Consider the following 11,299-nt stretch of genomic DNA (forward strand, 5'->3'; position numbering starts at 1 on the left):
GTGGCCCACGATCAGAGGTTGCCGACCTCACGTTCGAGGCGGCGGGCGACGAGGTCGCGAGCTTCTTCGATGAGCTTGGGTCGGAAGCCGCTGGGGTACACCGGATCCGCCGGTGTGTAATTCTTGAGCACTTCCTTGGCGAGGGTGATCTTGTGGACCTCGGTCGGGCCGTCGGCGATGGCCATGACCTCGGCGTAGGTGGTCATGTCGAGGAAGGGCAGGTCGGTGCTCACGCCCATCGCGCCGTGCAGATGCAGTGCGCGGCGGGCGATGTCGTTCATGACGGTCGGCATGGCGATTTTGATGGCGGCGATGTCCTTGCGAACGGCGCGGTAGTCCTGGGCCTGGTCGATGCGCCAGGCGGTGCGCAGGACCAGCAGCCGGAACTGCTCCATCTGGATCCAGCTGTCGGCGATGCGCTCCTGGGTCATCTGGAAGCCACCGAGCACGCCCTTGCGGGCCGGGCGTGAGACCGCGCGCTCGCACATCATGTCGAAGGCCTTGCGTACCAACGCGACCGTGCGCATCGCGTGGTGCACCCGGCCGCCGCCCAGGCGGGTCTGCGCGACGACGAACCCCGCGCCTTCGGCGCCGAGCAGATGATCGGCGGGCACCCGGACATCGGTGAATCGCAGGTGTGCTTCGTGTTCGCTGAACCCGGGCACGGTGAAGTTGCGCACCAGTTCCAGGCCGGGTGCGTCGGCGGGGACGATGAACATCGACAACCGCTGGTGCGGTTCGGCCTCGGGATCGGTCACCACCATCACGATGTGGAAGGTGGCGAACTCGGCGGCGGAGTTGAACCACTTCTCGCCGTTGATCACCCACTCGTCACCGTCACGCACCGCGGTGGTCCGGAACGCGGTCGGGTCCGAGCCGCCGGTGGGCTCGGTCATCGCGTAGCAGGAGCCGATCTCGCCGTCGAGCAAGGGCTGCAGATATTTCGCCTTCTGCTCCTCGGTGCCGAAATGGGCCAGGATCTCGGCGTTACCGGAATCCGGTGCCTGACAACCGAAGACGAGTGGTGCCCACATCGAGGTGCCGAGTACTTCGTTGAGCAGCGCCAGCTTGAGCTGACCGAATCCGGGCCCGCCGAGCTCGGGACCGAGATGGCAGGCCCACAGGCCAGCGTCCTTGACCTGCTGTTGCAGTGGCCGCATCAGCGCCCGGATCTCGGGGTCGTTCCGGTCGTAGGGGTTGGGGTAGAGCAGATCCAGGGGCTCGACCTCGGTGCGGACGAACTCCGCCACCCAGTCGAGCTTGCGCTGGTACTCCGGATCGGTCTCGAAATCCCAAGCCATGGTCAGCCTTTCGTGTTGTCGCCTGTGGCATGTAGCCCGGACAGGACGGTGTCGGTGAGGATGTCGGCGATCTCGGCAGGGGAGTGGGTGCCGCGCTCGCGGTACCAGTAGCCGAGGGAATTGAGCATGCCGAGCATGCCGTTGGTGACGATGTGGTCGGCGGTGCGCAGTTGCCCGGCCGTGTGGCCCGCGTCGATGACGTCTTGCCAATGGCGTTGTAATCGGTCGCGCAGTTGCTGGAGAACGACCGCGTGTTCGTGGGTCAGCGCGTCGGCGTCGCGCAGGTGCACGGCCACCGCGCGCCGATGGGTGACGATCAGCTCGACGTGACTGCGAATCAGCCGGCGCAGGGTTTCGACAGGGTCGGCCCCGACTTCGACGATGCGTTCGGCGTCGGCGAGCAGCAGCCGGGTGTAGTCGCGCAGGATCGCCCACAGCAGGTCTTCCTTCGAGCCGATGTGGTAGTACAGCGCACCCCGCTGGACGTCGGCTTTCGCACCGATCTCGGCGACCCCGGTGGCATGGAAACCGCGTTCGGCGAACAGCTCGAGTGCCGCGTCGTGGATCCGCTCCCGGGTGTCCGCGCGCTCGGTGGCCCGGGGACGTCCGCGACGACGCATGGGGGATACCGGTTCGGTTGTCACGGCGCCTCCGTTCGGTCCGGCTCCCGACTTAATGTTCCGATCAGTACATTAATTGTCCCCGCACCTACAATCAAGGGGTGATCCGCCGCGCCCATGCCCCCGACCTCGGCGGCTCGGCGTGGCGGAATGGACGAAGCCCGCAGGGCGTTCGAACCCACACGAGGTGTCACCTCTACCCACGGGTAACATGACATCGACTTATCCCACCCGGTTTTCACCAAAGTGAGGCAGTAGATGACAGAGCGGATTCAGGTCGGCGGGCTCCAGGTGGCGAGCGTTCTTCACGATTTCATCGAGAACGAGGCGCTCCCCGGTACCGGCGTAGATTCCGCCGCGTTCTGGGCCGGTGCCGAGCAGATCATCAACGACCTCGCCCCGCGTAACCGCGCTCTGCTCGCTGAGCGCGACGAGTTCCAGGGCAAGCTCGATGCTTGGCACGGCGAGAACCCGGGCACCGGCTACGACAAGGCCGCCTACAAGCAGTTCCTGACCGAGATCGGTTACCTGCGGCCCGAGCCCGCGCCGTTCCAGATCGGCACCAGCAACGTCGACACCGAGATCGCCACCACCGCGGGCCCGCAGCTCGTGGTGCCGGTGATGAACGCGCGCTTCGCGATCAACGCCGCCAACGCGCGCTGGGGCTCGCTCTACGACGCGCTCTACGGCACCGACGCCATCCCCGAGGCCAACGGCGCGGAGAAGGGCAGCGGCTACAACCGCGTGCGCGGCGACAAGGTGATCGAGTGGGGCCGTAACTTCCTCGACGACGCCGTCACCCTGATCACCGGTTCGCACATCGGTTCGTCGTACTACAAGATCGTCGACGGCGAGCTCGAGATCGGCCTGGAAGACGGCACCGACATCGGCCTGGCCGACCCGTCGCAGCTCGTCGGCTACCTGGGCGATCCTGAGGCCCCGACCTCGATCCTGCTCAAGCACAACGGGCTGCACATCGAGATCCAGGTCGACGCCGACTCGCCGATCGGCTCCACCGACACCGCCGGTGTCAAGGACATCGTCCTGGAGTCCGCGCTCACCACGATCATGGACTTCGAGGACTCGGTCGCCGCGGTCGACGCCGACGACAAGGTCGTCTGTTACCGCAACTGGCTCGGCCTGATGAAGGGCGACCTGGCCGAGGAAGTCTCCAAGGGCGGCAAGACCTTCACCCGCACCATGAACCCCGACCGCGTGTTCACCGCGCTCGACGGCTCCGAGCTGGTCCTGCACGGTCGTTCGCTGCTGTTCGTGCGCAACGTGGGCCACCTGATGACCTCCGACGCGATCATCGACGCCGAGGGCAACGAGGTCCCCGAGGGCATCCTGGACGGCCTGATCACCTCGCTGATCGCCGTGCACTCGCTCAACGGTGACAACACTCGCCTCAACTCGCGCACCGGCTCGGTTTACGTCGTGAAGCCGAAGATGCACGGCCCCGACGAGGCCGCGTTCACCAACGAGCTGTTCGGCCGGATCGAGGACGTCCTCGGCCTGACCCGCAACACCCTCAAGGTCGGCATCATGGACGAGGAGCGCCGCACCACGGTCAACCTCGCCGGCTCCATCGAGGCCGCCAAGGACCGCGTGGTGTTCATCAACACAGGCTTCCTCGACCGCACCGGCGACGAGATCCACACCTCCATGGAGGCCGGGCCGATGGTCCGCAAGGCCGAGATGAAGGCACAGACCTGGATCACCTCCTACGAGGACTGGAACGTCGACACCGGCCTGGCCAAGGGGCTGCCCGGCAAGGCGCAGATCGGCAAGGGCATGTGGGCCATGCCCGACCTGATGGCAGGCATGCTCGAGCAGAAGATCGGCCACCCCAAGGCCGGCGCCAACACCGCGTGGGTGCCCTCGCCGACCGCCGCCACCCTGCACGCCACCCACTACCACCTGGTGGACGTGTTCAAGCAGCAGTCGCAGATCGCCAAGGGTGGCCCCCGCGCCACCGTCGACCAGATCCTCGAGATCCCCCTCGCCCAGTCCACCGACTGGACCGACGAGGAGAAGCGTCAGGAACTGGACAACAACTCCCAGGGCATCCTGGGCTACGTGGTCCGCTGGATCGATCACGGTGTCGGCTGCTCCAAGGTGCCCGACATCAACGACATCGGCCTGATGGAAGACCGTGCCACCCTGCGCATCTCGAGCCAGCTGGTCGCCAACTGGCTGCGCCACGGCATCGTCACCGAGGCCGACGTGATCGCCAGCCTCGAGCGGATGGCCCCGGTCGTCGACCGCCAGAACGCGAACGACAAGACCTACCGCCCGCTGGCCCCGAACTTCGATGACAACATCGCGTTCCAGGCCGCCAAGGAACTGGTCCTGGAAGGCACCACGCAGCCCAACGGCTACACCGAGCCGATCCTGCACCGGCGTCGTCGTGAGTTCAAGGCCGCGCAGAAGTAGTGGTGTCGAGTCCTTGAAAAGTAGCTCGTAGCAGCTCTTTTCGTTTGAGGCCCCGCGTCGGAGACATCCGAGGCGGGGCCTCTGCCGTCACCGGAGATCACCTCAGCTACCGGCTCGTCACGCTCAAAACGGTCACAAAGACGGTCACAGACCGTTGGATCTCGGCGCCTTGCTCAGAGTGCTTTTCGCGGGACTCTGCAGGATACTGAGGTATGTCTACGGTCGGCGGGTTGCCCGCGCACGTCCTGTTCGTCCATTTCATCGTGGTCTTGGCTCCGTTGACCGCTGGCCTGCTCGCCGTATGCAGCGTGTGGCCCGCGGCCCGGCGTCGTCTCGTGTGGCCTGTACTCGTCCTCGCCAGTGCGATCGCGGTACTGACTCCGGTGACCACCGAAGCTGGAGAATGGCTCGAAGACCACGTGGATCGCTCGGCTGCGGTGCACACCCATACTGAACTCGGCGACACGATGATCTACTTTTCCGCCGCCCTTCTCTTGGCGGCAGTGGGCGTGACGATATTGCATCTGAGGGAACGGACGAGACCGTCGTCTCGTGTGCTCACGTTTATCGTGGCCGGCCTGGTAATCGTCGTAGCCGTAGCAACGAGCGTGCAGGTCTACCGCATCGGCGAATCGGGTTCGCGGGCTGTGTGGGGCGACTCCGTGTCGGCAGCCTTTGCGTCGCAGTCAGTGTTTTGAGGTCCGAAATGGTCGAAAGACACTGTGAAAAATCCGTCGCGGAGGCAGATACTGGATGTAGTACAGCGGATCACCTCGATGATGCCGCTGACCAGGAATGAGGAGGCCGTCGCGTTCTGGAGACTGCTGATCGTGGGCATAATCCCGGACAACCTCGTGAGGTGGACTGGGGCAGCGCGACGATAATCCGACAGCAGGCCCATCGAGGAACGAGTTGACCGATGTGAGCAACACGAATCAGAGATATATGAGCCAGACCGATTTCATGTCGTGGCGGATGGAGGAAGATCCGATTCTCCGCTCGACCATCGTCGCGGTCGCGTTGCTCGACCGCAGTCCCGATCAGGCCCGATTCGTCGACATGATGCACCGGGCGGTCGACCTGGTTCCTCTCTTCAGGCGAAAGGTGGAGGACTCGAAAGGCCTTGCCCCGCCGAGGTGGGTGGACGATCAGGATTTCGATCTCAGTTGGCACCTTCGCCGCTACACCCTGACCGAACCCGGTACGTGGGATATGGTTCTCGACTTCGTCCGTACAGCCGAGATGGCCGCGTTCGACAAGGATCGCCCGCTCTGGGAGTTCACGATTCTCGATGGACTGCACGAAGGGAGGTCCGCCCTGGTGATGAAAGTGCATCACTCGCTCACCGACGGTGTCGGGGGTATGCAGATTGCCCGGGAGATCGTGGATCTGACCCGGGAGGGGGTCCGGAGCGCGGGCGATGGGTTCCCTGAGTCGCCGCTGGCACACCGTGATTCGTTGCCTTCGCCGCCTCGCCTCTCCTGGTATCGGTCGACAGTGGAAGATGTGACCCGGAGGGCGGCGAACGCATTGGGCCGCAACAGTGTTCGGGTGATACGCGAGCCGGGTTCCGCGTGTCGTGCGGCCTCGGCGGTTGCCGGCTCAACGGTGCGCCTTGCGCGTCCTGTCGTCTCGACGCTGTCGCCTGTGATGACAGAACGCAGCACGCGGCGCCATTGCGCGGTACTCGACGTGCCGGTGGGGGCGGTGGCTCAGGCGGCCGCAGCCGCCGCCGGCTCGATCAACGACGCGTTTCTGGCTGCCGTCCTGCTGGGAATGGCGAAGTATCACCGACATCACAGCACCGAGATCAGCGAACTGCGGGTGACGCTGCCGATCAGCCTACGTGCCGAGACGGACCCGCTGGGTGGCAACCGCATCAGCTTGGCACGATTTGCGCTCCCTGCCGACATCGCTGACCCCGGTGAGCTGGTACGCAGAGTGCATTCCACCACCGAGACGTGGCGCAACGAGCCTGCGATCGCGTTTTCACCGATAATCGCCGGTGCATTGAATCTTCTTCCGGCTTCGATACTCGGGAGCATGCTCAAACACGTCGACTTCGTCGGCTCGAACGTCATCGGATCCCCAGTGCCACTGTTCGTCGCAGGGGCGGAGATTCTGCGTTACTACGCCTTCAGTCCGACACTCGGGTCGGCATTCAACATCACCCTGCTGTCCTACGCAACGCGATGCTGCGTCGGGATCAATGCCGATGTCGAAGCGGTCCCGGATCTTGCTGCCATGACCGGCTCGATAGCGGAAGGATTTCGCGCAATCCTCGGCCTGTGCCCGAATGTAACCGATACGAATGTGGTTGTGACTCTGTGATCGCCCCCAGCTTCACGCTTTCGCCGCAACGCTGTCTCGCAGAGACGTCCCTTCGACGGCTGCCCAGCCGAGCGGCATGGGCCGGAGTGGCAGCATGAGCGAGCGCGAATTACTTTATGACACAACGCATTCCGATCCGTCGAATTCGGACTCGAGCGGATGGCCCCGAACTTCGATGACAACATCGCGTTCCAGGCCGCCAAGGAACTGGTCCTGGAAGGCACCACGCAGCCCAACGGCTACACCGAGCCGATCCTGCACCGGCGTCGTCGTGAGTTCAAGGCCGCGCAGAAGTAGTGATGTCGAGTTGAGGCCCCGCGTCGGAGACATCCGAGGCGGGGCCTTTGCCGTCACCCGAGATCACCTTGGATACCGGCTGCCAATCAGATAGGACATCCTCGGACGAGCAGTATCTTCATCGGCAAACAGGAGTCATTGGGAGTCGTCTTGCGGGCGCACATTAGCTTGCATCAAGCCTGTGCGCGGCCGATTACCCAATCGCGAACGCCCCGAACTCGCCTCTGGCGAGCGCGAGACGTTCGGTGGTGGCTGTTGGTGAGGCCGGATCGCAGAGGATCGAATGTTCACGGAGGGGCGCCAGTCGGTGGCCTGACGTCCATAAGTACGTCCTACTGGTGGTCAGCGTCGGGTGCTCCCTCTTGACTGTGGGGCCAAAGCGTATATGTATACACCTTTGACACCTGGGGGGATGCGGCGTTGACTGGATGCGTCAACGTGGCCCTTGGAGGCCGTCATGATCATCATCTTGGGACGTGATCGTCCTGCTCGCCGCCGTGATCGTCGGACTTGCTGGCGTGCTGAGCAACAGCGGGGACACGCACGAACTGACAAGTGGTTTTGCGGTGTTCGAATATCACGTCACCGGTTCCACCGGAACGCTGTTTCTCTACGGCATCGTCGTCGGCGCGGTCGGCATCGTCGGGCTCATCCTGCTGCTGGCTGGCGCCCGGCGTACCGCCCGGCACGGCCGCCGCGCCCGCCGCGACCTGAAAGAATCCCGTCGAGAAACTGGCGGCACCCGTTCGGCCACTGGCCGCGCGGGCCCGCCAGGGTGATTGCCTGACCGGCGTCCCGGCGCTGAATTGTCCGCACGCCCGGCGCGTCCGCGTCGGCGAAAACACCAGAGGAAGAAGCCCCGTCATGAGTCTGGGTAACCGCAGCCTCGAGGCCAAAGGCCGAGTCGGTCAAGCCAAGGGCAACCTCGAGCAGTCCGGCGCCAAGGCCAAGGACGCTTTCAAACCCTAGATCCCGCACGTCGATGTGCTGTGCGCAACCCGCATGGCACACCGGACATACCCGCAGTACCACCCAGAAATGAGCTCGTTCCGGCTGGGTCCGCGCTGAACTGCAATCTCGGTGCTCTCGTTGATGCCGGTCAGGGGCTGGGTTGTGGCACATGGCAGTCGGTCACCTTGGGATTGACCCCGACATAGTTCAGTGGTCCCGCGATCACGGTCACCGCAATCGTCCCGACACTGGCGCAGTTCTGTTCTGCGTCGGTGAAATATCCGCGTTGCCCGGCCGCGATCGCGCCGATGATCAGCCAGACGAGCACGAGCAAGGTGATCAAACGCATCACACACCTCCTCCGTATTCGAGGGACGGACCGGAGACCGAGCCCCTCGCGGGTTTCCTCACGTTCGTTCTGATCGCTCGAGTGTGCTTCGATCCGTTGCCGATCTGATCGTAGATCCGGACCGGCGGTCAACCCACCGACGGCGCGGCCCGTCGCCCCCAATGCTACTAGCACCAGACCAATGATGAGGACCACGATCCCGATGGCCCAGAGGATCTGGTCGAGGTTGTTCATTCCGCCGGAAGGCTCCCACCTGTGTGCGAGGGGGGCGATCGATATGGCATGGATGCCGCTACCGTCATCATGCCCCGATGCTGTGCGTATGAGCTGGTAGGCCCCTGATCGCGTCGGCTAGACGGGCTTCGACGAATCAGACGAACGACAGACAGGTCAGTCGGGTGGTGCTTGTGGGTCTTCTGGCTCGCTCAACTCTGGGGCTACTTCCCGTGTTGCCATCCCTCCCTGGCGACCCTGATCGGTAGATCCGGGCCTTCGGCCTTTCGGCTCGTCGGCTTCGTCATCGGTGTCGCTGGTTCTCGGCATGAGAATCCTCTTTCGTCGTCGTTTCGCCATACCCGTTCGTTCGGTCTGCCTCGATCACGCCGTTTCGGCGGGCCCGGATCCCGTTGACGAGGGCTAGCACGACGCCGAAGGCGACGAGCACGAGTCCGCGCATCCACACCTCACCGTCGATCCGGGTGAACAAGAATAGGCAAGAAGCCAAGCCCAGCCACGGAAAGATGGTCGGAATTCGGAAGTGGTCGGGTTCGCCGTTGTCTCGGCGCAAGACCAGCACTGCCGCGTTGACACTTGTGAAGACGAACAGCAGCAACAGCACCAATGTGGCGGCCAACGAGTCGACTTCGCCGGTCAACGCCAGGATCAGCGACACGGTCGACGTCGCGAGAATCGCCACCCATGGTGTGCGCCAACTCGCCAGGATCCGGCCCAGAACCGGCGGTAGCAGCCCGTCGTTGGCCATCCCGTAGGCCAACCGTAACGACATGATGCCGGTGAGCAGCGCGCCGTTGGCGACGGCGACCAGTGCGATCACGCTGAAGAGCCAGTCGGGGACGCCACCGGCGGCGCGAACGACCTCGAGCAGCGGCCCGCTGGACTGCGCCAGTTGACCGGTGGGTACGCAAGCGCTGGCGACCACACCGACCAGCACGTACACCACTCCCGCGGTAAGTAATGCCCCGAAAAGCGCTGTGGGATAGGACCGCCGCGGATCCTTGACCTCCTCAGCCAGATTCACGGAGGTCTCGAACCCGACGAACGAGTAGAACGCCAGCACCGAGCCCACCAGCACCGCGCCGATGGCGCCGTGATCGGCGGTGCCCACCTGGGTGAGCCGGCCCAGATCCGCGTCACCGCGCAGTATCAGCCAGACGCCCAAGGCGATGATCAGCAGCAGACCGCCGACTTCCACCAGCGTGGCCACCGCATTCGCACCGAGGGACTGCTTGATCCCGCGGATATTGAGTGCGGCGAGCAGTGCCAGGAAGACGACGACGACCATAAGAGTCGGTAACGCGATCAACGATTGCAAGTAGTCTCCGGCGAACGCCCTGGCCAGCGCGCCCACCGAGACGATGCCCGCAGCGAGCATGCAGAAACCGACGAACGAACCAGCTGCGGGACCGAACGCGGTGGTGACGTAGTGGGCCGATCCGCCTGCTCGCGGGTACTTGGTGGCCAGCGCCTTGGACCAGCAGATGTCACGCGCCCGGGTCGCCCTGGAATACCTCGCGGCCCATGTCGACCAGTCGTCGATCGGCCCACAGGTGTTGGTAGCGGTGGATCGTGATCGTTATGACGTCGTGCGCGCCGATCCTCGAGCAGCAACCGGTTCAGGGATTCGGTAGGGCCGCTTGGTTTTCAGCATCGCGTAGCGGACGTCGACCGAAACGATCGCGGTGTCATATCTCGCCATCGCTTGAACGCCCGAATAAAGTTCGCCGAATCCGTGTACCCGAGACGATTCGCTATCTGGGCTGTAGTCAGCGGTGAGTTCCGCAGCAATTCCTCGGCCAACGCCTGGCGCAGCTCATCGACCAGTGTGCGAAACGACGCACCTTCGTCGGTGAGACGCCGCGCCAGCGTGCGTGGACTCACGTTCAGTACATCGGCCACCTCGGCGAGTGGTGGGATCCGGCCGGGTTCGCGCGTGAGGACATCGCGCACCGCACCGGCGAAACCGGTTCGGGCACGGCGCTTGCCGAGCAGGTCGCGACACGCGGCTTCGTAGCCACGCCGGACCAGTTCATTGGCCTGCGGAAGGGGAGTGTCGAGCCAGGACGAGTCGCCGACCATCTCGTTGCGATCGGCATCGAAAGACGGTTCTGTTCCGAACGCGTCGACGTAGCGGCTGGTGTTCGATGGCGCGGAGTGCCGGAAGCGCACCGAGGATGCCGGCACGCCGGTATTGGTCAGGTCGCGCAGGATCGAAGTGATCGCCGCCGAAATCCGTTCCACCAGAATCGAAGCCACATCCGGTGGTAGATCGCTGCTGTCGATGGTGATACCGACCTCGTCGGTGTCCACATATTCGGTGACTGTGATCGTGGTGAACACCCAGGCGAGTTCGACGAACTCCGTGGTCAACTCGATGGCATCTCGCAGCGACCGGCTGGTGAGCAGTGCCATTCCCCACGAGCCGTGCATCCCCGCGTGATAGTTCGTCCCCACCTCGACCCAGAATCCGGGCTCGCCGCACCGCAACTCGTCGAGATTGCGCATCACGTCGAATTCTTGACGGGCGGTGATCTCAGCGAACGGATCATCGAGCGCACCAGGGTCGATGCCCGAACCGGCGAGGCACTCGTCCGCGGACCATCCACGACGCGCGGCGAGTTGGACCATGAGCTGGACACTGGCCGCACTGATCGGCAGGTGCTGATCGAACTCGAAACGCGCCACGCGACGAACCTACCCACGGATGGCAGAAAATGACAGTCATGTGGCGCCGATAGCCCTATGGTCGGCGACACCGCCTTCGTAACGTGGTGAGC

8 protein-coding genes and 2 pseudogenes are annotated in these 11,299 nt (G+C 64.2%); 5 read left to right on the forward strand and 5 right to left on the reverse strand.

Annotation, left to right across the window (positions count from 1 at the left end):
* Nucleotides 1–11: 11 nt before the first annotated feature.
* Nucleotides 12–1,301, reverse strand: coding sequence for an acyl-CoA dehydrogenase family protein (locus NS1_RS22480; protein ID WP_062987459.1), 1,290 nt, complete (start codon nucleotides 1,299–1,301; stop codon nucleotides 12–14).
* A 2-nt stretch (nucleotides 1,302–1,303) separates the two neighbouring features.
* Nucleotides 1,304–1,921 (reverse strand): TetR/AcrR family transcriptional regulator, encoded by a 618-nt coding sequence (locus NS1_RS22485; protein WP_062987461.1) that lies wholly within the window; start codon nucleotides 1,919–1,921, stop codon nucleotides 1,304–1,306.
* Between the two features lie 258 nt (nucleotides 1,922–2,179).
* Between NS1_RS22485 and NS1_RS22490 the strand changes: the two genes are divergently transcribed.
* The 5 genes and pseudogenes from NS1_RS22490 to NS1_RS22505 form a co-directional block, all read left to right on the forward strand.
* Nucleotides 2,180–4,357, forward strand: coding sequence for a malate synthase G (locus tag NS1_RS22490; protein WP_062987463.1), 2,178 nt, complete (start codon nucleotides 2,180–2,182; stop codon nucleotides 4,355–4,357).
* A 212-nt stretch (nucleotides 4,358–4,569) separates the two neighbouring features.
* The gene (locus NS1_RS22495; RefSeq protein WP_062987465.1) at nucleotides 4,570–5,055 is read left to right on the forward strand and encodes a DUF2231 domain-containing protein; all 486 of its coding nucleotides are present in this window, start codon (nucleotides 4,570–4,572) and stop codon (nucleotides 5,053–5,055) included.
* Nucleotides 5,056–5,269: 214 nt separating this feature from the next.
* Entirely contained in the window at nucleotides 5,270–6,688 is a 1,419-nt protein-coding gene (locus NS1_RS22500; protein ID WP_062987467.1) for a wax ester/triacylglycerol synthase domain-containing protein, read from the forward strand.
* 159 nt (nucleotides 6,689–6,847) lie between these two features.
* Nucleotides 6,848–6,985, forward strand: a pseudogene (locus NS1_RS40885) (hypothetical protein); the annotation flags it as partial.
* A 457-nt stretch (nucleotides 6,986–7,442) separates the two neighbouring features.
* Nucleotides 7,443–7,719, forward strand: a pseudogene (locus NS1_RS22505) (hypothetical protein); the annotation flags it as partial.
* A 365-nt stretch (nucleotides 7,720–8,084) separates the two neighbouring features.
* Here NS1_RS22505 and NS1_RS22510 read toward each other — a convergent pair.
* From NS1_RS22510 to NS1_RS22520, 3 genes are all read right to left on the reverse strand, one after another.
* Nucleotides 8,085–8,285 carry a hypothetical protein gene (locus NS1_RS22510; protein WP_062987589.1) on the reverse strand — a complete coding sequence of 67 codons (201 nt, stop codon included), beginning with the start codon at nucleotides 8,283–8,285 and terminating at the stop codon, nucleotides 8,085–8,087.
* Between the two features lie 517 nt (nucleotides 8,286–8,802).
* Nucleotides 8,803–10,062 carry an APC family permease gene (locus NS1_RS22515; RefSeq protein ID WP_084503918.1) on the reverse strand — a complete coding sequence of 420 codons (1,260 nt, stop codon included), beginning with the start codon at nucleotides 10,060–10,062 and terminating at the stop codon, nucleotides 8,803–8,805.
* Nucleotides 10,063–10,166: 104 nt separating this feature from the next.
* Entirely contained in the window at nucleotides 10,167–11,207 is a 1,041-nt protein-coding gene (locus NS1_RS22520; RefSeq protein ID WP_062987469.1) for an AraC family transcriptional regulator, read from the reverse strand.
* Nucleotides 11,208–11,299 lie beyond the last annotated feature (92 nt).

The sequence above is a fragment of the Nocardia salmonicida NBRC 13393 genome (assembly GCF_001613085.1).
Lineage (GTDB): Bacteria > Actinomycetota > Actinomycetes > Mycobacteriales > Mycobacteriaceae > Nocardia > Nocardia salmonicida.

What these genes read in the sequence shown, in the direction of transcription:
- NS1_RS22510 (WP_062987589.1), bottom strand. Translation starts at nt 8,285, where the DNA reads ATGCGTTTGATCACCTTGCTCGTGCTCGTCTGGCTGATCATCGGCGCG.
- NS1_RS22480 (WP_062987459.1), bottom strand. Translation starts at nt 1,301, where the DNA reads ATGGCTTGGGATTTCGAGACCGATCCGGAGTACCAGCGCAAGCTCGAC.
- NS1_RS22495 (WP_062987465.1), top strand. Translation starts at nt 4,570, where the DNA reads ATGTCTACGGTCGGCGGGTTGCCCGCGCACGTCCTGTTCGTCCATTTC.
- NS1_RS22490 (WP_062987463.1), top strand. Translation starts at nt 2,180, where the DNA reads ATGACAGAGCGGATTCAGGTCGGCGGGCTCCAGGTGGCGAGCGTTCTT.
- NS1_RS22485 (WP_062987461.1), bottom strand. Translation starts at nt 1,921, where the DNA reads ATGCGTCGTCGCGGACGTCCCCGGGCCACCGAGCGCGCGGACACCCGG.